Source organism: Achromobacter sp. UBA5777, from assembly GCF_002418565.1.
GTDB lineage: Bacteria > Pseudomonadota > Gammaproteobacteria > Burkholderiales > Burkholderiaceae_B > Achromobacter > Achromobacter animicus.
This window is the reverse complement of the sequence record NZ_DIEJ01000151.1, coordinates 17,037-38,468: the sequence shown is the minus strand read 5'-3', so window position 1 is coordinate 38,468 and position 21,432 is coordinate 17,037. Positions and strand designations below refer to the sequence as shown.

At 65.0% G+C, this 21,432-nt stretch carries 20 protein-coding genes; 3 read left to right on the top strand and 17 right to left on the bottom strand.

The features are described 5' to 3' along the window. From ftsB to B3446_RS11760, 4 genes are all read right to left on the bottom strand, one after another. The coding region (gene ftsB / locus B3446_RS11775) for a cell division protein FtsB (RefSeq protein WP_291381189.1) at positions 1-387 on the bottom strand (387 nt) is incomplete at its 3' end. A gap of 66 nt (positions 388-453) precedes the next feature. Further along, entirely contained in the window at positions 454-1,740 is a 1,287-nt protein-coding gene (gene eno / locus B3446_RS11770) for a phosphopyruvate hydratase (protein WP_054429546.1), read from the bottom strand. 4 nt (positions 1,741-1,744) lie between these two features. Then, a complete protein-coding gene (locus B3446_RS11765) occupies positions 1,745-2,029 on the bottom strand; it encodes a DUF1330 domain-containing protein (protein ID WP_056322046.1) in 285 nt (94 codons plus the stop codon). A gap of 203 nt (positions 2,030-2,232) precedes the next feature. After that, a complete protein-coding gene (locus B3446_RS11760; RefSeq protein WP_056567903.1) occupies positions 2,233-3,885 on the bottom strand; it encodes a CTP synthase in 1,653 nt (550 codons plus the stop codon). A gap of 220 nt (positions 3,886-4,105) precedes the next feature. Between B3446_RS11760 and B3446_RS11755 the strand changes: the two genes are divergently transcribed. Continuing rightward, positions 4,106-5,104 (top strand): hypothetical protein, encoded by a 999-nt coding sequence (locus B3446_RS11755; RefSeq protein WP_291381183.1) that lies wholly within the window; start codon positions 4,106-4,108, stop codon positions 5,102-5,104. Between the two features lie 89 nt (positions 5,105-5,193). Here B3446_RS11755 and B3446_RS11750 read toward each other — a convergent pair whose 3' ends face one another. The 9 genes from B3446_RS11750 to B3446_RS11710 form a co-directional block, all read right to left on the bottom strand. Next, the gene (locus B3446_RS11750; RefSeq protein WP_291381181.1) at positions 5,194-6,984 is read right to left on the bottom strand and encodes an aminopeptidase P family protein; all 1,791 of its coding nucleotides are present in this window, start codon (positions 6,982-6,984) and stop codon (positions 5,194-5,196) included. Between the two features lie 14 nt (positions 6,985-6,998). Continuing rightward, a complete protein-coding gene (locus B3446_RS11745) occupies positions 6,999-7,832 on the bottom strand; it encodes a M55 family metallopeptidase (protein ID WP_175122912.1) in 834 nt (277 codons plus the stop codon). Between the two features lie 19 nt (positions 7,833-7,851). After that, complete coding sequence (locus tag B3446_RS11740; RefSeq protein ID WP_291381179.1) at positions 7,852-8,946, bottom strand: P1 family peptidase; 1,095 nt, start codon at positions 8,944-8,946, stop codon at positions 7,852-7,854. Positions 8,947-9,091: 145 nt separating this feature from the next. After that, positions 9,092-9,991 (bottom strand): glutathione ABC transporter permease GsiD, encoded by a 900-nt coding sequence (gene gsiD / locus B3446_RS11735; protein WP_191576723.1) that lies wholly within the window; start codon positions 9,989-9,991, stop codon positions 9,092-9,094. A gap of 7 nt (positions 9,992-9,998) precedes the next feature. After that, positions 9,999-10,919: a glutathione ABC transporter permease GsiC gene (gene gsiC, locus B3446_RS11730; protein ID WP_056322028.1), complete on the bottom strand. Its 921-nt coding sequence runs from the start codon at positions 10,917-10,919 to the stop codon at positions 9,999-10,001. An 89-nt stretch (positions 10,920-11,008) separates the two neighbouring features. After that, positions 11,009-12,562, bottom strand: a complete 1,554-nt coding sequence (gsiB, locus tag B3446_RS11725; RefSeq protein WP_191576724.1) for a glutathione ABC transporter substrate-binding protein GsiB — start codon at positions 12,560-12,562, stop codon at positions 11,009-11,011. Between the two features lie 37 nt (positions 12,563-12,599). After that, entirely contained in the window at positions 12,600-14,486 is a 1,887-nt protein-coding gene (locus B3446_RS11720; protein WP_291381174.1) for a dipeptide ABC transporter ATP-binding protein, read from the bottom strand. 44 nt (positions 14,487-14,530) lie between these two features. Next, entirely contained in the window at positions 14,531-15,511 is a 981-nt protein-coding gene (locus tag B3446_RS11715) for an isoaspartyl peptidase/L-asparaginase family protein (RefSeq protein WP_175122917.1), read from the bottom strand. Further along, on the bottom strand, positions 15,508-16,383 hold the full coding sequence (locus tag B3446_RS11710; protein ID WP_175122918.1) for a MurR/RpiR family transcriptional regulator: 876 nt from the start codon (positions 16,381-16,383) through the stop codon (positions 15,508-15,510). Before B3446_RS11710 ends, B3446_RS11715 begins: the two co-directional genes overlap by 4 nt. 201 nt (positions 16,384-16,584) lie before the next feature. On the opposite strand from B3446_RS11710, the gene B3446_RS11705 reads away from it, so the two are divergent. Then, the gene (locus B3446_RS11705; RefSeq protein ID WP_291381170.1) at positions 16,585-17,046 is read left to right on the top strand and encodes a GNAT family N-acetyltransferase; all 462 of its coding nucleotides are present in this window, start codon (positions 16,585-16,587) and stop codon (positions 17,044-17,046) included. 30 nt (positions 17,047-17,076) lie between these two features. On the opposite strand, the gene B3446_RS11700 is transcribed toward B3446_RS11705, so the two are convergent. The 4 genes from B3446_RS11700 to B3446_RS11685 form a co-directional block, all read right to left on the bottom strand. Further along, entirely contained in the window at positions 17,077-17,433 is a 357-nt protein-coding gene (locus tag B3446_RS11700; RefSeq protein ID WP_291381168.1) for a hypothetical protein, read from the bottom strand. 215 nt (positions 17,434-17,648) lie between these two features. After that, positions 17,649-18,302 carry a CoA transferase subunit B gene (locus tag B3446_RS11695; protein ID WP_056567942.1) on the bottom strand — a complete coding sequence of 218 codons (654 nt, stop codon included), beginning with the start codon at positions 18,300-18,302 and terminating at the stop codon, positions 17,649-17,651. Positions 18,303-18,314: 12 nt separating this feature from the next. After that, the gene (locus tag B3446_RS11690; protein WP_175122922.1) at positions 18,315-19,013 is read right to left on the bottom strand and encodes a CoA transferase subunit A; all 699 of its coding nucleotides are present in this window, start codon (positions 19,011-19,013) and stop codon (positions 18,315-18,317) included. A gap of 285 nt (positions 19,014-19,298) precedes the next feature. Continuing rightward, a complete protein-coding gene (locus B3446_RS11685; protein ID WP_255596284.1) occupies positions 19,299-19,751 on the bottom strand; it encodes an acyl-CoA thioesterase in 453 nt (150 codons plus the stop codon). Positions 19,752-19,860: 109 nt separating this feature from the next. Between B3446_RS11685 and B3446_RS11680 the strand changes: the two genes are divergently transcribed. After that, positions 19,861-21,432: electron transfer flavoprotein-ubiquinone oxidoreductase (locus B3446_RS11680; protein ID WP_291381164.1), on the top strand; the 1,572-nt coding region annotated here is incomplete at its 3' end.

Below are 21,432 nucleotides of genomic sequence, written 5' to 3'. Positions count from 1 at the left end.
GGGCGCGGCCGACGCCGGCCGCGCAGCCGGCGCATTCGCACGCGCCGGGGTCCCGGCCACGGCAGGTTTGGGCGGCGCTTCAGCGGAAAGCGAAGCGCCGGCGGGCGGCTGGGTATTCTGGGGCAGGATGTGCACGAACACTTCGCCGTCCCGCATCATGCCCAGCTCTCCGCGCGCCCGCTCCTCGATGGCCCCCGATCCGCCTTCAAGATCGCGCACTTCGGCCTCAAGCGCAGCATTGCGCGCGCGCAGGCCTTCGTTGGTCTCGCGCTGCTCCGCCACCTGGCGTTGCAGATCCCAGACCTTGAACCAGCCGCCCTTACCCAGCCACAGCGGGTATTGGATCAAGCCTAGCAGCACGAACAGCACCAGGAACAACAGGCGCATACGCGGGAACCTCAACTGTCGTGGCGTGGATGCGGCCCTGGCAAGACGCCGGGGCCGCGCTTCTTATCAACGCAGGTTGTAGAAAGCTTCCAGGCCGGGATACGACGCCACTTCAGCCAGCTCTTCTTCAATGCGCAGGAGCTGGTTGTACTTGGCCATGCGATCCGAGCGCGACAGCGAGCCGGTCTTGATCTGCATCGCGTTGGTCGCCACGGCGATGTCGGCGATGGTCGAGTCTTCGGTTTCGCCCGAACGGTGCGAGACAACGGCGGTGTAACCGGCGCGCTTGGCCATTTCAATGGCGGCAAACGTTTCGGTCAGCGTGCCGATCTGGTTGATCTTGATGAGGATCGAGTTGGCGACGCCCTTCTGGATGCCTTCACGCAGGATCTTGGTGTTGGTGACGAACAGGTCGTCGCCCACCAGTTGAACCTTCTTGCCGAGCTGGTCGGTCAGGAGCTTCCAGCCTTCCCAGTCGTTTTCGGCCATGCCGTCTTCGATCGAGATGATCGGGTACTTGTCGCACCACGTGGCCAAGAGGTTCGTGAACTCTTGCGAGGACAGCGAGATGCCGCCTTCGCCGGCCAGCGTGTACTTGCCGTCGCGGTAGAACTCGGAGCTGGCGCAGTCCAGGCCCAGGGCGATCTGCGTGCCCGGCTCGTAGCCGGCTTCGGTGATGGCCTTCAGGATGAGCTGGATGGCGGCTTCGTGGCTGGGCACGTTGGGCGCAAAACCGCCCTCGTCGCCCACGGCGGTGGACATGCCTTGGCCGTGGATCAGCTTCTTGAGCATGTGGAAGACTTCAGCGCCCCAGCGCAGGGCTTCGCGGAAGCTACCGGCGCCCACCGGCAGGATCATCAGTTCCTGCAGGTCCAGCGTGTTGTTGGCGTGCGCGCCGCCGTTGATGACGTTCATCATCGGGACGGGCATGCTCATGGGGCCGCTGCCGCCGAAATAGCGGTACAGGGACAGGCCCGATTCGTCGGCGGCGGCGCGGGCCACGGCCATGCTGGCGGCCAGGATGGCGTTGGCTCCCAGGCGCTCCTTGGACTCGGTGCCGTCCAGTTCGATCAGGGTGCGATCGACGAACGTCTGTTCCTGCGCGTCCAGGCCCATCAGGGCTTCGGAGATTTCGGTATTGAGGTTTTCAACGGCGCGCAGCACGCCCTTGCCCAGATAACGGCCCTTGTCGCCGTCACGAAGTTCGATGGCTTCGCGCGCGCCGGTGGAGGCGCCCGACGGCACGGCCGCACGGCCCATGGCGCCGGATTCCAGCAGCACATCGCATTCCACGGTGGGGTTGCCGCGCGAATCCAGAATCTCGCGGCCGATGATGTCGACGATTGCACTCATGACTTTACATTCCCTGAACGATAAACATATTCATGACGGCCGCGCCTTCGCGGGCATTGCGGGCACGGCGGTACTGCCAGGAATCGTAGAACGCCTGCGCCGCGGCCATGGACGGAAATTCCATGACGACGGTACGGCCGGGTTCACGCCCCTCAAGGTGCTTGGATTCGCCGCCGCGCACCAGGATCTTGGCATCGTACGCGCGCATGGCGAGCGTGGACAGACGCTTGTAGTCCTCGTACTGCGCGGGCTTGGTCACTTTGACGTCGGCGATGAGATAAGCACTCATGGGGTTCCTTCAGAGCAGTTGCGTTGGTTGGGGGCTGACGCCGGATACAACGCCGCCGCCAGTGTCGCGCAAGGCGCACGGGCGACGCATATCCGATGCTAATCGGTTGTATCCGAAAGAAGCGCCGCCGTATAGGGCGGCGCTGGGGAAACGGCCCGCGGCCCCGAGGATCCGCTTACGGAACTCAGGACCGCGGACGCGCATCAGGCCTCCTGGCCGCGGCGAGCCTTCTGCTCGATGGCGGCGCGGATGTAGCTGGAGAACAGCGGATGGCCGTCGCGCGGGGTGGACGTGAACTCCGGGTGGAACTGGACGCCGACGAACCACGGGTGGTTGGGCAGTTCCATCATTTCGGGCAGGTTCTCGGTCGGCGTGCGGGCGCTGATCACCATGCCGGATTCTTCCAGGCGCGGCACGTAGACGTTGTTGACCTCGTAGCGGTGACGGTGACGTTCGTTCACTTCGTCGCCATAGATGGTCTGCGCGCGGGTGCCGGCCTTGATCGGCACGCGTTGCGCGCCCTTGCGCATGGTGCCACCCAGGTCGGACGAGTTGTCCCGCTTTTCGACCTTGCCTTCGCGGTCCATCCACTCGGTGATGAGGGCAACGACCGGGTGCGGTGCGGAGGGATCGAATTCGGTGCTGTTGGCGCCGCCCAAACCGGCGACGTGACGGGCGAATTCGATTACCGCCAACTGCATGCCCAGGCAGATGCCCAGGTACGGCACGCCGTTTTCACGGGCGTAGCGGATGGCGGCGATCTTGCCTTCGGTGCCGCGCTTGCCGAAGCCGCCCGGAACCAGAATGGCGTCCAGGTGCTTCAACTGGTCGGTGCCGCGGGTTTCGATGTCTTCCGAGTCGATGTACTCGATGTTGATCTTCGAGCGCGTGTGGATGCCGGCGTGCACCAGGGCTTCCGTCAGCGACTTGTACGACTCGGTCAGGTCGACGTACTTGCCGACCATGCCGATGGTGAGCTGGTGCTCGGGGTGTTCCAGCGCTTCGACCAGGTTGTCCCACATGGACAGGTCGGCCGGCGGCGGGGTCAGGCCCAGGGCTTCGCAGACGATGTTGTCCACGCCTTGCTTGTGCAGCATGGCGGGGATCTTGTAGATGGAGTCCGCGTCCCAGACGGAAATGACCGCGTCCAGGGGCACGTTCGAGAACATCGAGATCTTGGCGCGCTCGTCGTCCGGAATGCGGCGGTCGGCGCGGCACAGCAGCGCGTTCGGATAGATGCCGATTTCGCGCAGTTTCTGCACCGAATGCTGCGTGGGCTTGGTCTTCAGTTCGCCGGCGGAGGCGATGAAGGGCACCAGCGTCAGATGCACGAAGGCCGCGTTGTTGCGGCCCATGCGCAGGCTCATCTGGCGGGCGGCCTCGAGGAACGGCAGCGACTCGATGTCGCCGACCGTGCCACCGATTTCGACGATGGCAACATCGGTGTTGCCATTCCAGCCGGCTTCGGCGCCACGGGCGATGAAGTCCTGGATTTCGTTCGTGATGTGGGGAATCACCTGGACGGTCTTGCCCAGGTAGTCGCCACGGCGCTCCTTGCGCAGCACGGATTCGTAGATCTGCCCGGTGGTGAAGTTGTTCACCTTGTGCATGCGAGCGGAAATGAAGCGCTCGTAGTGGCCCAGGTCCAGGTCGGTTTCGGCGCCGTCTTCAGTGACGAACACTTCACCGTGCTGGAAGGGGCTCATCGTGCCCGGATCGACGTTGATGTAGGGGTCGAGCTTCAGCATGGTGACCTGCAAACCACGCGACTCGAGAATGGCAGCAAGCGACGCAGCGGCGATGCCCTTGCCCAGGGAAGACACCACACCGCCGGTGACAAATACGTATTTGGTCATCGTAATGAGCACCCGGGACGAGCGGGCGCGTGCGGGAAATTTGGATTATAGCCGGGCGCCGCGACTTGTTTGGGTTTTCCCCTAGCGCCGTGCGGGTAACAATTGGCTGCACTCGGCAAGGCAACGCTGCGAGCCGCGCCACGCGCACGTGCTATGGTCGCTCCCTATTTTTCGATCGCTGCCTTCCCGGCAGCGCCCTCCGTTCTTCGCCCTCGCGCTGATGACCGACTCCACCCGTCCTGCCTATTCCCTTGCCTGGCGCATCGCTGTCGCCGCCGTTCTGCTGCGGCTCGCTTATTCCGTTCTGGTGCAGGCCTACACGTTGATGACGCCGTTGCCCTACGGCGACCAGATCCGCGCGAGCTACATGCAGCCGCCGGTGCTGGCCCCGCTGCTGGCCACCCTGGTGTCGACCCTGCTGGTCGTGGGCCTGACCGCCTGGTGCGCGACGCGCCAGTGGCTCGCCCGGCACGATGCCGCGACCGTGAATCAGCCCGGCAGGATGCTGGCTACGTTCCTGGCCCTGCAGGCGCTCTACACGCTGTGCCTGTCCAGCGGCGTCGGCATTGCACAGAACGTGCTCATGATCGGCACGTTCAAGAGCGGCTCCTGGCTCGAGGAAGCATTCGGCCTGGGTATCGTGGGCCGGTCCATCGCCATCAACCTGATGATCCGCGCCGTCACCATCGTGCTGGAAGTCATCGGTATCTGGGTGGCGTTGCGCATTGCCGCATGGACGGCGGGGCCCACCGGCCCGGGCGCCGGTCTTACGCTGACGCGGCGGCATGTGGCATGGATTTGCGGCCTGACCGTCCTGATCTGGCAGACCAGCTTCTCCATCATGCTCGGCGGCTTTCTGCAGATGCAGACGCTGGAAGCGGGATGGGCCGAGTACGCGCTGGGCTATTGGGTATTGCCAATCGCGCTGCTGGCGCTGGTCACGATCGTGTGCCTGAAGCTGCTGCCCCGCGCCTTTGAATACGCCGGCACCGGCCGGGCCGTGGCGCTGGGCAGCCTTGCGTTCTGGTTCGCGACGGTGCTAGGCCTGGGCGCCGGCCTCATCATCCTCAAGTCCATGACCTGGGAGCAGTTGGCATGGGCCGCCCAATCACCGGCGTCCGCCGCGCTGGTGCTGCTGGCCTACGGCGCATTGCTGTCGCTGGGTTGCCTGGTGGCCACGCGCCTGCTCTACCGCAATCAAGGCGGGTCCGTGCGATAGCCTCAACCGCGCGCCATGAAAAAAGGCCACGGCGTCATGCGTCGTGGCCTTTCTGCTTTGCGCCGGGCGCCGCCGGCATCAATGCAACGTCAGATCGCTGCGCAACGCAGCGTCAACCACGCCAGCGCCTCACCCTCGACCAGCGGCGACAGGCGTTCGAACACCGTCTTGTGATAGTCGTTCAGCCAGTCGATCTCGTCCTCGCGCATCAGCGAAGGCTCGATGCAGCGCGTGTCGATCGGGCACATCGTCAGCGTTTCGAAGCACAGGAATTCGCCCAGCTCCGAGGTCAGCCAGCTGCGGTTGGCGACCAGATTCTCGATCCGCACGCCCCAGCGGCCCGGACGGTAGATGCCCGGCTCGTTGGACGTGATCATGCCCGGCTCCATGGCCGTGTGCGGGCCCGGCATCGCGCGGTACGAGATGACCTGCGGGCCTTCGTGCACGTTCAGGAAATAGCCCACGCCGTGACCCGTGCCGTGGCCGTACTCCGCGCCGCCTTCCCAGATGGGCGCGCGCGCGATGGCGTCCAGCATCGGCGACGGCGTGCCGCGCGGGAACGACGCGCGCGACAGCGCGATCATGCCCTTGAGCACCAGCGTGAAGTCGACTTTCTGGTCCGCGCTGGGCGTGCCCACTGCCACCACGCGCGTGATGTCGGTGGTGCCGCCCCGGTACTGGCCGCCCGAGTCGATGAGCAGCAGGCCGTCGCCCTCGATCGTGGCGTGCGATTCGGGCGTGGCGCGGTAATGCGGCATGGCGCCGTTGGCGTTGAAGCCCGCGATGGTCGCGAAGCTGGGGCAGACGTAGGCGGGACGGCGCGCGCGGGCGGCCGTGATCTGCTCGTCGATGGTCAGTTCGGTAATGGTTTCGTTGCCAAGCGCGCCTTCGAACCAGGCGAAGAATTCGCACAGCGCGGCGCCGTCCTGCGCCATCGCCTGGCGCACGTTGGCCAGCTCGGCGTCGGTTTTGCGCGACTTGAGCAGCGTGGACGGGTTGATGGCTTCCACGCGCGGCACGGCCGGGTTCATGGCATGGAACACGCCGCAGGTCACACGGGCCGGATCGATCAGCAGCTTCTGGTCATGTTCCAGCGAGGCCAGCGCGTCCGCCGCCTGGGCATAGTCCGCTACTTCGACGCCGTCGGCGGCCAGGATGGCGCGCAGGTCGTCGTCGATCTTGCCATCGGCCACGAACAGCGTGGCGTGGTCCAGGCCCACCAGCGCATGGCCGACGAAGACGGGGTTGTAGTCCACGTCCGCGCCGCGCAGGTTGAACAGCCAGGCGATGTCGTCGAGCGTGCAGATGAAGTGCACGTCCGCGCCGTGCTTGCGCATCGCGTCGCGCACCTGCGCCAGCTTGTCGGCGCGCGTCACGCAGGCTTCGGGCGCGACGTGTTCGTAGATCTTGGCGTCCGGCAGGCCGGCGCGGTCGTCCCAGACTTCATCGAGCAGGTCTTCGCGGATTTCCAGCACGGCGCCGGAAGTAGCTGCCGCAGCCGACAAGGCGCGGAAGGCGCCCAGGCCCAGCACCGCGCCGTCCACGCCGATGACGTCGCCCGCGCCGGTATTGGCGGCCAGCCAGTCGACATGGCCCGGCGTCGATGCCAGCGCAATCTTCATCAGTTGCACGCCGGTGCCGGCGAGCTGCGCTTCGGCCTGCACCCAGTAGCGGCTGTCCACCCACAGACCAGCGAAGTCCGCCGTGACCACCAGCGTGCCCACCGAGCCCGTGAAGCCCGACAGCCAGCGCCGCCCTTGCCAGCGGGCCGGCAGGTATTCGGACAGGTGCGGGTCCGAGGAAGGTACGACGTAGGCGGTCAGACCGCGGCGGCTCATGGCCTGCCGCAATTGGGCAATACGGGCGTCAGTGCTAGACATGGGAGATGGGATCCTTAGCGCAACATGAAAGACATGGCGCCCAGGCTGTTCAGCGTACGGATGGCGGACTGCATGCTATCCGTGGTGAATCGCAAGGTGACGCCGTCCACGCGTTCGAGCGTGGGCCACATGCAGAACAGGTCGGCCAATGCCGCGCTCTGCGTCTGCAACCGGCATTCTATAGGCGCGGGAATGACGAAAGGAACGGCTTTCTTGTCCCCGCCGCGCTTGAAATTGCGCACGGCGGTTTCGGCGGCCGCGGCAATTGCGCGGCGCGACGCGGCGGGCGACAGCGTGACGCCACTGCCCTGCCCGTGCGCGACCTTGGTCTGCACCCATTCGGCGCCGGGGAAGGTGTCGCGCGTTTCCGCGATGAACACATCGTCGCCGGTGCCCAGGATGACGGGCACGCCCAGTTCGCCGGCCAGCGCGCCGTACAGGCCCGCTTCGCCCAGCTCCATGCCGTTGATGACGACGCGGGCGAACGCGAAGCTGTTGATGGTGTGCGCCAGGATGCCGCGGCCCTGCGAGCGCGAGTGGTAGCCGATCATGAAGACGGCGTCGCACGCCTCTTCCAGCCCGCCCATCATGCCCAGGTAGCGCGGCTTGCCCAGCACCAGTCTGGCGCGCTCGTCCAGGCCGTCGGGCAGCAGGTTGCGAAAGCCGCCGTGCGAGTCGTTGACCAGGATCTCTTCGGCGCCGCCCGCGATCGCGCCCTGCACGGCCGCGTTGGCCTCGGCCGTCATCCAGGCGCGCGCGCGCTCGTATTCGCCATTGCCGGCGCGGACCTGCTCGGGGTGGAAGACGCCGGCGACGCCTTCGATATCGGTGGAAATCAGGATCTTCATGAGTTGGCCTTCAGGATATTCAGAATTCGGTAGCGGACAGCCACTGGCGCCAGTCGGGCGCGGCGTGGCGGATGGAATCGCGGTGATGGCCGTCGCGGCCGGTCACGCTTTCTGCGTGCCACAGCGCGGCAATGATGGCCTGCTCGCAGGACTCGGCGGCGGCTTCGAACAGCGGATCGATGCGGGCCTCGTGCAGCATCGCAATCGCGGGCATGGCCGACTCGGCCAATTGCGGAATCGTGTACGCCGTGGAAAACGCCAGCGCGATGTCGCCGCTGCCGTGCCCGAACACCGAGCCGGTGCGCGCCAGACCCGCGCCGGCGCGCAGCGACAGACGGCGCAACTGGCGCGAATCCAGCGGCGCGTCGGTCGCCACCAGCAGGATGATCGAGCCCTTCTCGGGCGCGATCACGGCGTTCTCGCCCTGCTGCGCAAGCCCTTGGTCGAGCTGGCTCGCCAGACGGCGGCCGAACGGCCTGCCCGCCACCGTCAGGTTGGGCAGGCGGCCGAAGTTCGACAGCACCAGCGCGCCCACGGTGTACTGCGGCCCGTCCTTGATCTGCGCCACGCGCGAGGCCGAGCCGATGCCGCCCTTGAACGAGAAACTGGACATGCCGCGGCCGGCGCCCACGGCGCCCTGCGCGAACTGCTTGCCGGCGGCGGCAAGCGCCGCGCCGTAATGGGATTCCTGGACCGCCAGCGCCTGGATGTCGTTCAGGTAGCCGTCGTTGCACTCGAAGACCAGCGGATTCACGGTGGCCATGCCGCGGCCGATGGCGGGGTTGGCGGCGACCGCCGCCCGGATCTGCGCATTGGCCACGGTGCCCACGCCGAACGTGTTGGTCAGTCCGATCGGCGTTTCCAGCACGCCCAGTTCCTGCACCTGAACCAGGCCGGTGCTCTTGCCGAAGCCGTTCAGCACGGTGGCCGCGGCCGGCGTCTTGTCCAGAAAGGCGTCGCCGCCATGCGTGCGCACGACGGTCACGCCGGTCTGCAGCGGGCCCTCGGCCAGTGTGCAATGGCCAACGGTGACGTCGCCCACGTCGCAGATCGAGTCCAGCGGCCCCGACGGCAGTACGCCGATACGCGGAATGTCCAGCGCTTGTTTGTCCATGTTCGTCTACGTGTCGCCACGCTCCAGAATGCAAAACGCCGCCACCCTGGGTCCGGGGCACGCGCTGGCAAGCGCGTGGCGGACGGAGGCGGCGGCGGAAAAATCGCCCTCCACGCCGGCCCTCGCAAGAGGTCCGGCGGCAGGTTTACTTGCGGTCGATCTTGGGATCGAGCGCGTCGCGCAGGCCGTCGCCCAGCAGGTTGAACGCCAGCACCGTCAGGAAGATCGCCAGCGCCGGGAAGATCGCGACGTGCGGTGCGATGACCATGTCGGCGCGCGCTTCGTTCAGCATCGCGCCCCACTCCGGCGTGGGAGGCGAAGCGCCCATGCCCAGGAACGACAGGCTGGCGGCGGTGATGATCGAGGTGCCGATCCGCATCGTGCCGTACACCACGATCGGCGAGATCGTGCCGGGCAGGATGTGGCGCATGATGATCGTCCAGTCGGACGCGCCCACGCTCTTGACGGCCTCGACGTACGTCATCTGCTTGATCGACAGCGTGTTGCCGCGCACCAGGCGGGCAAACGCGGGCACGCTGAACACGGCCACGGCCACGATCACGTTGACCATGCTGGAACCCAGGATGGCGACCACGCCGATGGCCAGCAGCATGCCGGGGAACGCCAGCAGCACGTCGGAGATGCGCATCGTGATGCGTTCCCACCAGCCTTCGTAGTAGCCGGCCATCAGGCCCATGAAGGTGCCGACGATGGCGCCCATGGCGACCGACAGGAAGCCGGCGGCCAGCGAGATGCGCGCGCCCATGACGATGCGGCTGAAGATGTCGCGGCCTAGCGAATCCACGCCCAGCCAGTGCGTCAGCGACGGACCGGCGTTCAGCGCGTCATAGTCGAAGAAGTTCTCCGGGTCGAACGGCACGATCCACGGCGCGAACGCCGCGACGATGACCAGCAGCAGGACGAAGAGGCCGGCGCCGACGCCAAGCTTCTGCTTCTTGAACTTGCGCCAGAACTCGGTGGCGGGCGTGCGCACGTCGTTCTTGGGAACGGCGGCGATGGTCGCGGCGGGTGTCGTATTGCTCATGGCCGCCTCACTTGTAACGGATGCTGGGATTGATGACGCCATAGAGCACGTCGACAATCAGGTTGATCAGGATGAATTCCAGCGAGAACAGCAGCACGAGGCCCTGGATCACCGGATAGTCGCGCTGGGTCACGGCGTCCACCAGCAGGCGGCCGAGGCCGGGCCAGTTGAACACGGTCTCGACCACGATCGAGCCGCCCAGGAGGAAGCCGAACTGCAGGCCCATCATGGTCACGACGGGAATCAGCGCATTGCGCAGCGCGTGCTTGATGATCACGCGGCGCTCGGACAAGCCCTTGGCGCGGGCGGTGCGCACGAAGTCTTCCTGCACGACTTCAACGAACGAGGCCCGCGTGAAACGCGCCATCACGGCAGCCACCGCGGCGCCCAGCGTGATGGAAGGAAGAATGTAGTGTTGCCAGGTCGATGCGCCCACGGTGGGGAGCCAGCCGAGGTTTACCGAGAAGATCTGCATCAGCATCATGCCCAGCGCGAACGCGGGGAACGAGATGCCGGACACCGCCAGCGTCATGCCGAGACGGTCAGGCCAGCGATTGCGCCATACCGCCGACACGATGCCGATGATCATGCCGAAGCCGACTGACCACACCATGCTCGCAAGGGTGAGCCACAGGGTGGGCATGAAACGGTCGGCGATTTCGGTCGAGACGGGGCGCTTGGTGCGCAGCGAGGTCCCGAGGTCGCCCTGCAGCATGTGGCTGAAGTAGCGCACGAACTGCTGCGGCAGAGGCAGATCCAGCCCAAGTTCCTTGCGCACGAGCTCGACGGTTTGCTGGTCGGCCTCGGGGCCAGCGGCCAGCCGTGCCGGGTCGCCCGGAAGCATGTGCACAAACAGGAACACGACCACCGCTACCAGCAGCAGCGTGGGGATCATGCCCAGAAGACGTTTGACGATGTAGGTCAGCATTGAAATTCCTGCAACATCGGCGGGGACACCGCGTCCCCGCCGTATGTGGCCTTACAAGGGCCCGAAGGCCCCAAGAGTTACTGCTTGGTTTACTGCTTCAGGTCGATGTCGCCGAACCAGAACGAGGTGTCCGGCTCAACGTACACGCCCGACAGGTTCTTCGACTTGACGTACAGGTTGTTCTGGGTCACCAGGAAGGCCCACGGGGCGTCCTTCCAGATGGTTTCCTGAACGTTCTTGTAGATCTCGGTCTTCTTCTCGCGGTCCGTCGTGGCCAGCGCTTGCTGGACGCCTTCGTCAACCGACTTGTTCGAGTAGTACGACACGTTGTTCAGCACCGGCGGGAACGCGGCGGTGGTCAGCAGCGGACGCAGGCCCCAGTCGGCTTCACCGGTCGAGGACGACCAGCCGGCGTAGTACATGCGGACCTTGGCGTCTTCAGGCTTTTGCACCTGTTGGACGCGCTGCACGCGCTGGCCGGATTCCAGAACTTCCACGGAAACCTTGATGCCGACCTGGGCGAGCTGCTGCTGCAGGAACTGAACGACCTTCACCGAGGTGCCGTCGTTATAGGCGGACCACAGCGTGCTTTCGAAGCCGTTGGGGTAGCCGGCTTCGGCCAGCAGGGCCTTGGCCTTCTTGATGTCGTAGGGCCATGCGCCGATCTTGTGCGCGTAGTCCACGCCTTGCGGCACGACGCCGTCGATGACGGTGGCGTAGCCCGAGAACGCGACCTTGGCCAGGGCGTCCTTGTTGATGGCGTAGTTGATGGCTTCGCGAACCTTGACGTTGTCGAACGGCTTTTGCTGCGTGTTCATCGACAGGTAGCGGGCCATGATCGAGTTCTTGTGATCGACCACGTCCAGCTTGTCGTTCTTCTTCAGCACGGCGGCCTGCTCGAACGGCACCGGGAAGGCGAAGTGCGCTTCACCCGTCTGCACCACGGCGGCGCGGGTGTTGTTGTCGGTCACGGTGCGGAACGTCAGCGTGTCGACCTTCGGGTAGCCCTGCTTCCAGTAACCGGCGAACTTCTTGACCTTCAGGTACTCGGCCGGCTTCCATTCGACGAATTCGAACGGGCCCGTGCCAACCGGGTGGAAACCGATTTCCTTGCCGTACTTGGCCAGGGCGGCCGGCGAGATCATCATGGCGGCCGGGTGGGCCAGCGCGTTGATGAAGGCCGAGAACGGCTTCTTCAGCGTGATCTTGACGGTCATCGGATCGACCACTTCGGTCTTTTCGATGACGCTGAACTGGATGTAGCGCGACAGGCGGTTGTCCGGATTGGCCGGACGGTCGAAGTTGACCTTGACGGCTTCGGCGTTGAAGTCGGTGCCGTCATGGAATTTCACGCCGGGACGCAGCTTGAAGGTGTAGACCAGGCCGTCTTCGCTGACCGTGTAATCGGTCGCCAGCACCTTCTGGACCTTCAGGTCCTTGTCGAATTCAAACAGGCCTTCGTAGTAGGCCTTGCCAGCCGCCTGGTTCAGCGTGCTGTTCGTGTTGTACGGGTCCAGCGTTTCCAGCGCGATGGAAACGGCAAACGTCACGTCCTTGGCGGCGTGGGCCATCGGCGCGGTGAGCACGCCGAAGGCCAGCGCGGCAGCGGCCATCAGCTTGGTGGGGCGCAGAACTTTCATCATTGCAACTCCTGGTTCCAAAAAAAGGTCAACTACTGAGTCAATACGCGCCGCCGACGGGATGGCGGGCTACAAAATGATCCGTACCGACCTGAACCAGCGGCTGCACCACCGGTTCGTCGTTCAGTTTGCGGATCGGGCTGGGGATTTCATCGGACAGCAAGGTGCGCTTCAGGTGACGGCGCGCCGGATCGGCGATCGGCACGGCGGACATCAGCTTCTTGGTGTACGGGTGCTGCGGATTCTCGAAGATGGCGCGGCGCGGGCCGATTTCGACGATCTGGCCCAGGTACATCACCGCCACGCGGTGGCTGACGCGTTCGACGACGGCCATGTCGTGCGAGATGAACAGGAACGAGATGCCCATGTCGCGCTGCAGGTCGATCAGCAGGTTCACGATCTGCGCCTGGATCGACACGTCCAGTGCCGACACGGATTCGTCCGCGATCACGACCTTCGGGTTCAGGGCCAAGGCGCGCGCAATGCAGATGCGCTGGCGCTGGCCGCCCGAGAATTCGTGCGGATAGCGCTGCGCCATTTCCGGCGGCAGGCCCACGCGTTCAAGCAGTTCGGCGACGCGACGCTCGGCATCCTTGCCCTTGGCCACGCCGTGCACGAGCAGTGGCTCCATGATCGAGAAACCCACGGTCACGCGCGGATCCAGCGATGCAAACGGATCCTGGAACACGAACTGGATGTCGCGGCGCAGGGATTGCAGTTCGTTGTTCTTCAGGCGCACGATGTCGCGGCCACCGAAGCGGATCTCGCCGCCCTGGCTTTCCACCAGGCGCAGCAGCGAGCGGCCCGTCGTGGACTTGCCGCAGCCGGACTCGCCGACCAGCGACAGCGTCTCGCCGGGGTACAGGTCGAAGCTGACCTTTTCCACGGCGTGCACGCGGCGCTGCACGCGGCTCATGATGCCGCCGCGCAGGTCAAAGCGCGTCACCAGATTGCGCACGCTCAGGATGGGCTCGCGCTTGGCGTTGGGCACTTCCTGCGTGCTGACGATGCCTGGCTCGGCCACGGGCTGGGCCTGGCCTTCCACCTGCAGCAACGGGAAACGCGCCGGCAGGTCCGTGCCCTGCATGGCGCCCAGCTTCGGCACGGCCGACAGCAGCGCCTTGGTGTAGCTGTGCTGGGGCGCGGCGAACACCTGGTCCGACGGGCCTTCCTCGACCTTGTCGCCGCGGAACATCACCAGCACGCGGTCGGCTACTTCGGCCACCACGCCCATGTCGTGGGTGATGAACACCACGCCCATGTGCATCTCTTCCTGGAGCTGACGGATCAGTTGCAGGATCTGCGCCTGGATGGTCACGTCCAGTGCGGTGGTCGGCTCGTCAGCGATCAGCAGCGCCGGCTTGCAGGCCAGCGCCATGGCGATCATGACGCGCTGGCGCATGCCGCCCGACAGTTGATGGGGGTAGCGGTCCAGCACCGATTTGGCTTCGGGAATGCGGACCTGTTCCAGCATGCGCAGCGCTTCGGCGCGCGCCGAGGCGCCGTCCATGCCCTGGTGCTCGCGGATCGATTCGGCGATCTGGTCGCCGGCCGTGAACACCGGGTTCAACGAGGTCATCGGCTCCTGGAAAATCATCGCCATGTCGGCGCCGCGCACGTCACGCATAACGCGCTGGCTGGAATTGGCCAGGTCGATCACGGAACCGTTGCGGCGGCGCAGGGCCATGCGGCCTTGGGCGATGCGCCCGCCGCCGTGTTCCACCAGACGCATCAGCGCCAGCGACGTCACCGATTTGCCCGAACCCGATTCGCCCACGATAGCCAGGGTCTCGCCCCGGTCCACATGGAACGACAGGTTGCGCACGGCTTCGACCGTACGCTCGGAACCCACGAAGCGCACCGTCAGGTCGTCGACCTGGACCACGCGGTTATCCGGCAGCGCCAGGCTGTTTGCGCGATCAACCATCTCTTCTCATTCCCAAAATAAACCTACTGATCCAAACCCGCCGCTCATCGGTAGATGGCGGTCACCGGCTTTTCGCCAACGCGGGCGTAACCCCGGTACATGCCTTCCGTGTTGAACGGCAAGGCCACATTGCCCTGGGCGTCGACGGCCACCAGGCCACCCTTGCCGCCGATGGTGGGCAGTTTTTCCATCACGACGCGGTCCGCCGCCGTTTCCAGCGAGGCGCCGCAGTACTCCATCTGGGCCGCCACGTCGTACGCGGCAACCATGCGGATGAACATTTCGCCCGTGCCCGTGGTGGACACGGCGCAGGTCTTGTTGCTGGCATAGGTGCCGGCACCGATCAGGGGCGCATCGCCCACGCGGCCGACCTGCTTGTTGGTGATGCCGCCGGTGGAGGTGGCTGCGGCCAGGTTGCCCTGCGCATCGACAGCCACGGCGCCCACGGTGCCAAACTTCTTATCGGCGTCCAGCGGATCGGCCGGTGCAGGCTGGCCGCGCGCGACCATGGCCTGGCCGTCGTGATCCAGCACGGCGGCGTCCGGCGTTTCGCGCTGCACGCGCAGCAGTTGCTCGCGGCGGGCTTCGGTCGAAAAATACGACGGGTCGACAAGCTCCACGCCTTCCTGGGTGGCGAACGCTTCCGCGCCCTCGCCCACAAAGAAGACGTGCTTGCTGTTTTCCATGACCTTGCGCGCGGCAAAGATGGGATTGCGCACGCGGTTCACATTGGCGATGGCGCCGGAACGCAGCGTCGCGCCGTCCATGATGGCGGCGTCCAGCTCATGGGTGCCGGCGCTGGTGAACACGGCGCCGTGGCCGGCGTTGAACAGCGGGCAGTCCTCGAGCAGACGCACGGCTTCGGTGACGGCGTCCAGGGCGCTGCCGCCCTTGGCCAGCACGGCCTGGCCGGCGGTCAGGATGGACTCCAGGGCCGCCAGGTATTCCTGTTCTTTCTCGGGAGACATGGCCGCGCGGGACATCGCGCCGGCGCCGCCGTGAATGGCAATCACGGGCTGAATCATCGTTTACCTACTCCATGTATGAGCCACGGCATGACGGACTGGGTCACCCCAGCGGCGGCCGCGACGGAATTTTTGGCGCGATAGGCCACCGCCGCGGACAGGGCTTCAATGAGCCCGAGCGCGGCGGTTTCGGAATTGGGAATGAGCTGGCGCGCCGAGAACGCGTACAGCACGACGGAGGCCGTAGGCGCCAGCGGCGACGTGGGCTTGTCCGTCAGCACCAGCACCGGCACGCCGGCCTGCTTGGCCGCGCCGGCCAGCGTCACGGTGTCGGCCAGATAGCGCGGAAAGCCGATGGCGATCACCAGGTCTTTGCTGGTCATGCGCGACATCTGGCGCGCCGCGTGCGACACGCCGCCGGGACCGGCCAGCGACTCGACGGAATGCAGGTGCATGCACAGGCCGCGCTGCAAGAGGCCCGCAAGAAACCCGCTGGCGCCGAAACCGATGATGAAAACGCGTTCTGCGGCCAGGATCGTGTCGACCGCCTTTTCACAGGCGTCCGAATCCAGGGCCTGCAGGTTGCGCTGCGCGTTGCGGATATCTTCTTCGAGCGTCGCGGCGAAGATCTGGACAGCGCTGGCCGAATGGGCAAGTTCGGTGCGCAGCTTCTCGACCGGTTCCAGCGCGGCTTCAAACCCGCGCGCCAGTTCGGCACGGAATTGCGGGTAACCCGGCAGATCCAGGGCACGCGCAAACCGGTTGGCGGTGGCCACCGACACGCCCACTGCCACCGCGAACTCGTCGATGGTCATCGTGGCGACGCGGAATTGATGCGCCAGCACGTACTCGGCCATCTTGTGCTGGGTCCGGCTCAGCGCGGGCTGGGCCCGGGCGATCCGATCAGCGATCGTAATGGCGGACTTGGTCATCGAACAGCGTGGTGAAATCGGGCGGCGGGTTTATGTAAATCTGTTTACACACAAATTTTAGTTAAGAAAATAGATTTTCATACTAAGGGTATACCCGTGAATAGATGTAACAGTCCGGCTCTAAAAATCGGGGCCGGGTTGCGTTACGCTTATTGCCCTTACAGAATTGCCCACCTTGTCCCGCTATCTGGAATGACCCGCATGACGCCCGCCTGGACCTGCAAGCCCCACGCCGAACTGACCCCCGCCGAGCTTTACGCCATCCTGCGGCTACGTTCCGAGGTATTCGTGGTGGAACAGAATTGCGTGTTTCTGGACATGGACGGCGAGGATCTTAAGGGGCAAACCGAACACCTGATGGCGTGGCACGAGGGCGAACTGGTGGCCTATTGCCGCCTGCTGGAGCCGGCCCTGAACGACGGCCGCGCCATCATCGGCCGCGTGATCACCGCCCCGGCCGCCCGCGGCACCGGGCTGGGCCACGAGCTGATGCGTCGCGCCAAGGAAGAAGTGCAGCGCTTGTGGCCGGGTCAGCCGGTCTACCTGGGCGCACAGGCGCGCCTCAAGGGCTATTACGGCGGTCACGGATTTGTGCCGGTGACTGAGGAATACATGGAAGATGGCATCCCGCATGTGGGGATGCTGTTGAGCGAATCGGCCTGAACCGCCGAAACACATTCGGCGGCCACCGCATCAGCCGCCGGGCTCAAGAAACCGCGCAAAGAAGCCTTGGCGGATTTCCGTATGATCGATTTTTCCGCCAGCGGCGAAGTAAACGTCGATTCGGCTGAACGGTTTGATGATCTCAAGGGCGCCGCCCTTCTCGCGAGGGGTCGAGATCAGCATCCACATATCGGATGCCGGGAACATCGCGGTCGGTGATGACACAGACTGCCCGGGAGCCAGGAGAAATCGGGTCGTGTCGTGATTGTCATTGAAAAAGACTAGAAGGTCGGCCTGGGCATCCTCCGCGTAGTGCAAAGCCCCCTGCGTCACGGTCCCCCCGTGCGATGTCTTGTCACCGATTCGAACAACGGCGCGTCCTGCCATGCTGCGGCTCCTGACATTTTTCGGGTGCGCTTGAGTCTACGTATCGCAGACCACCACTCAATCAGAAAAGTCGGAAACCACAGTCGTGAAATAGCCAGCCTTTGACGGTGCGGGGAGATTGGCGGACAGTCGCCTCGCCACGCAAAAAGACCCCCGAAGGCCGGATCTCGTCCAACCTTCGGGGGTCAGTTCATGCGAGGTGAAGCGGGTGCGGCCTACTGCACCGCCGACACGTCCAGCTTCGCCGCCGTCTTGGACTTGATCTCGTCCACCGTCACGCCAGGCGCCGTTTCCAGCAGCTTCAGGCCGTTTTCGGTGACTTCCATCACGCCCAGGTCGGTGATGATGAGGTCAACCACGCCCACGCCGGTCAGCGGGAGGTTGCATTCGGGCAGCAGCTTGATGTCTTCGGAGCCGTCCTTCTTCTTGGCGACGTGCTCCATCAGCACGACCACGCGGCCAACGCCGGCCACCAGGTCCATTGCGCCGCCCATGCCCTTGACCATCTTGCCCGGGATCATCCAGTTGGCCAGATCGCCTTTTTCGGAGACCTGCATCGCGCCCAGGATCGCCAGGTTGATCTTGCCGCCGCGGATCATCGCGAACGAGTCGGCCGACGAGAAGATCGACGAGCCAGGCAGCGTCGTGACCGTCTGCTTGCCGGCGTTGATGAGGTCGGCGTCGACCTGATCGTCGGTGGGGAACGGGCCGATGCCCAGCAGGCCGTTTTCGGATTGCAGCCACACTTCCACGCCTGCGGGGACGTGGTTGGCGACCAGCGTGGGCAGGCCGATGCCCAGGTTCACATAAAAGCCGTCTTGCAGCTCGCGCGCGGCGCGTGCCGCCATTTCATCGCGGGACCATGCCATGTCGTCTTCTCCTTAGGCCGGGCGAGTGGTGCGTTGTTCGATGCGCTTTTCGGGCGTGGCGTTCACCACGATCCGTTGCACATAGATGCCGGGCAGATGGATCTGATCCGGGTCCAGGCTGCCGGTGTCGACGATCTGTTCGACTTCGACGACCGTGAACTTGCCCGCCATGGCGACGTTGGGATTGAAGTTGCGCGCGGTCTTGCGGAACACCAGGTTGCCGCTGCGGTCGGCGATGTGCGCCTTGACCAGCGACACGTCCGGCACCAGCGAACGCTCCATCACGTACTGATGGCCGTCGAACTCGCGGATTTCCTTGCCCTCGGCGACGATGGTGCCCACGCCGGTGCGGGTGAAGAACGCCGGAATGCCGGCGCCGCCGGCGCGCAGCTTTTCGGCCAGCGTGCCCTGCGGCGTGAATTCAAGCTCGAGTTCGCCCGACAGATACTGGCGTTCGAATTCCTTGTTCTCGCCGACGTAGGACGCGATCATCTTGCGCACCTGGCGCGTGTTGAGCAGCTGGCCCAGGCCAAAACCGTCGACGCCCGCGTTGTTGCTGATGCAGGTGAGATCCTTGACGCCCGAATCGCGCAGTGCGGCGATCAGCGCCTCGGGAATACCGCACAGGCCGAAACCGCCCACGGCGATCATCTGACCGTCCTTGACGATGCCTGCCAGCGCCTCCTGGGCGCTTGCATAAACCTTGTCCATCGCTCCAACTCCTAGTTAAGGTCTAACCAAAGTGAGCCCGCCCCGCCGCTACCCGCGCACGGGTCCCGGAAAAATCGGGGAATCGGGACAAGCCCAGTCGTTCCTTGGGGCGCGGCTGTTGGCGCAGGCTACGCGGTCATCGCGGCGAGGCCCGATTTCCGTGAAGCGGTGGCGCCGTGGGTGGCGCGCCCTCATTGCTTTTCTGATTTTGCGCTAGATTTTACCGACATGACCGGTCAAAGCACGCGCTATTTTGGCCGGTGCGCGGCCCGCGGCCGCGCATGCTCATTGGGCCGGCGTGAACTGCGTGGCCATTTGGGCCAGGACCTCGGGCGGCCACGGCGCGGACGTATTGGCCACGTAATCCATCCATACCAGGACATTCCGGCCGCGCGCATAGGGGCCCGCGTCATCGCCGACCTTCTCGAGCAGCAGCTCGAATTCGGCGCTGGAGCGGCCGATACGTGTCACCTTATGCGTCACGCGGACGGTGGCCGGATACGTCAGCGGACGCAGGAAATCGCACGACGCGTGCGCCAGAATCGCGCCATCGTCGGCCGGCAGCTTGAAGCCCGCGTTATACAGAATCTGCATGCGGGCCTCTTCCATGAGGCGGAAATACAGCGTGTTGTTCAGATGGTTCAAGGCGTCTGAATCGCCCCAGCGCAAGGGCAATTCAAGCTGATGGGTGTCGCCCACCGAAAGCAGCCGCGCAGACAGGTTGTCCGGGTTCACCAATAACTCCTGAAGGCTAAAAGAAATGCGAAGGGGTACAGGACCCTCGCCTGCAATACAATCGCCGATAATACTTCCAGCCATATATGGAATACATACGGGGAGCTTTGCAATGTCTGAACGCGAGTCGATGGAATATGACGTGGTCGTGGTTGGCGGTGGTCCCGCCGGCCTGGCTACAGCAATCCGTCTGAAGCAGCTGGCCGCTGAGAAGAATCAGGAGATCGGCGTCTGCGTACTGGAGAAAGGCGCGGAACTTGGCGCGCACATCCTGTCCGGCGCCGTCATGGACCCGTTGGCGCTGACCGAGCTCATCCCCGATTGGAAAGAGAAAGGCGCACCGCTGAACGTGCCCGTCACGCAGGACAAGTTCCTTTTCCTGTCCGAGACCGGCGCGCGCGCCACGCCGAACTGGCTGCTGCCCCCGTGCTTCCACAACGAAGGCAACTACATCGTCCGTCTGGGCGACGTCGTCAAGTGGATGGGCGAACAGGCCGAGGCGCTGGGCGTGGACATCTTCCCCGGCTTTGCGGCCGTTGAAGTGCTGTACGACGAAAACGGCGCCGTCCGCGGCGTGGCCACCGGCGACATGGGCGTGGCCCGCGACGGCAGCCACACGGACCACTACCAGCCCGGCATGGAACTGCATGCCCGCTACACGGTGTTCAGCGAAGGCTCGCGCGGCCAGCTCGGCCGCCAGCTGATCGAACGCTTCAAGCTGGACGACGGCCGCAATCCGCAGTCCTACGGCATCGGCATCAAGGAAATGTGGGAAGTCGATCCGGCCCAATCCAAGCCCGGCCTGGTGGTCCACACCGCCGGCTGGCCGCTGGATGCCGACACCTACGGCGGCTCGTTCCTTTATCACCTGGACAACAACCTGGTGGCCGTGGGCATGATCGTCGGCCTGGACTACGCCAATCCGTGGCTGTCGCCCTTCGACGAATTCCAGCGCTACAAGACCCACCCGGCCATCCGCGGCACGTTCGAAGGCGGCAAGCGCATCGCCTACGGCGCGCGCGCCATCACCGCCGGCGGCCTGCTGGCGCTGCCCAAGCTCACGTTCCCGGGCGGCGTGCTGGCCGGCTGCGAAGCCGGCTTCCTGAACGCCTCGCGCATCAAGGGCAGCCACGCCGCCATCAAGTCGGGCAAGCTGGCCGCCGAAGCCGCCTTTGACGCCCTCGTTGCCGACCGCCGCCAGGACGAGCTGACCGCCTACCCCAAGGCCTTCGAAGCCTCCTGGCTGCACGAAGAACTGAACAAGGCGCGCAACTTCAAGCAGTGGTTCAAGAAGGGCCGCACGGTCGCCACGCTGATGACCGGCATCGAACAGCTGCTGCTCAAGGGCAAGATGCCCTGGACGCTGCGTCACAACAAGCCCGACCACGCCTGTCTGCAGCCGGCGTCGCAATGCGCGCGCATCGACTACCCCAAGCCTGACGGCAAGCTCACGTTCGACAAGTTGAGCTCGGTGTTCATCTCCAACACGAACCACGACGAGAACGAGCCCGTCCACCTGACCCTCAAGGATCCGTCCGTGCCGGTGAAGGTGAATCTGGCCAAGTACGGCGGTCCCGAGTCGCGCTATTGCCCGGCCGGCGTGTACGAGTTCGTCAAGGACGACCACGGCGAGGACCGCTTGCAGATCAACGCGCAGAACTGTGTGCACTGCAAGACCTGCGAC

What these genes read in the sequence shown, in the direction of transcription:
- eno (WP_054429546.1), bottom strand. Translation starts at nt 1,740, where the DNA reads ATGAGTGCAATCGTCGACATCATCGGCCGCGAGATTCTGGATTCGCGC.
- B3446_RS11765 (WP_056322046.1), bottom strand. Translation starts at nt 2,029, where the DNA reads ATGAGTGCTTATCTCATCGCCGACGTCAAAGTGACCAAGCCCGCGCAG.
- B3446_RS11760 (WP_056567903.1), bottom strand. Translation starts at nt 3,885, where the DNA reads ATGACCAAATACGTATTTGTCACCGGCGGTGTGGTGTCTTCCCTGGGC.
- B3446_RS11755 (WP_291381183.1), top strand. Translation starts at nt 4,106, where the DNA reads ATGACCGACTCCACCCGTCCTGCCTATTCCCTTGCCTGGCGCATCGCT.
- B3446_RS11750 (WP_291381181.1), bottom strand. Translation starts at nt 6,984, where the DNA reads ATGTCTAGCACTGACGCCCGTATTGCCCAATTGCGGCAGGCCATGAGC.
- B3446_RS11745 (WP_175122912.1), bottom strand. Translation starts at nt 7,832, where the DNA reads ATGAAGATCCTGATTTCCACCGATATCGAAGGCGTCGCCGGCGTCTTC.
- B3446_RS11740 (WP_291381179.1), bottom strand. Translation starts at nt 8,946, where the DNA reads ATGGACAAACAAGCGCTGGACATTCCGCGTATCGGCGTACTGCCGTCG.
- gsiD (WP_191576723.1), bottom strand. Translation starts at nt 9,991, where the DNA reads ATGAGCAATACGACACCCGCCGCGACCATCGCCGCCGTTCCCAAGAAC.
- gsiC (WP_056322028.1), bottom strand. Translation starts at nt 10,919, where the DNA reads ATGCTGACCTACATCGTCAAACGTCTTCTGGGCATGATCCCCACGCTG.
- gsiB (WP_191576724.1), bottom strand. Translation starts at nt 12,562, where the DNA reads ATGATGAAAGTTCTGCGCCCCACCAAGCTGATGGCCGCTGCCGCGCTG.
- B3446_RS11720 (WP_291381174.1), bottom strand. Translation starts at nt 14,486, where the DNA reads ATGGTTGATCGCGCAAACAGCCTGGCGCTGCCGGATAACCGCGTGGTC.
- B3446_RS11715 (WP_175122917.1), bottom strand. Translation starts at nt 15,511, where the DNA reads ATGATTCAGCCCGTGATTGCCATTCACGGCGGCGCCGGCGCGATGTCC.
- B3446_RS11710 (WP_175122918.1), bottom strand. Translation starts at nt 16,383, where the DNA reads ATGACCAAGTCCGCCATTACGATCGCTGATCGGATCGCCCGGGCCCAG.
- B3446_RS11705 (WP_291381170.1), top strand. Translation starts at nt 16,585, where the DNA reads ATGACGCCCGCCTGGACCTGCAAGCCCCACGCCGAACTGACCCCCGCC.
- B3446_RS11700 (WP_291381168.1), bottom strand. Translation starts at nt 17,433, where the DNA reads ATGGCAGGACGCGCCGTTGTTCGAATCGGTGACAAGACATCGCACGGG.
- B3446_RS11695 (WP_056567942.1), bottom strand. Translation starts at nt 18,302, where the DNA reads ATGGCATGGTCCCGCGATGAAATGGCGGCACGCGCCGCGCGCGAGCTG.
- B3446_RS11690 (WP_175122922.1), bottom strand. Translation starts at nt 19,013, where the DNA reads ATGGACAAGGTTTATGCAAGCGCCCAGGAGGCGCTGGCAGGCATCGTC.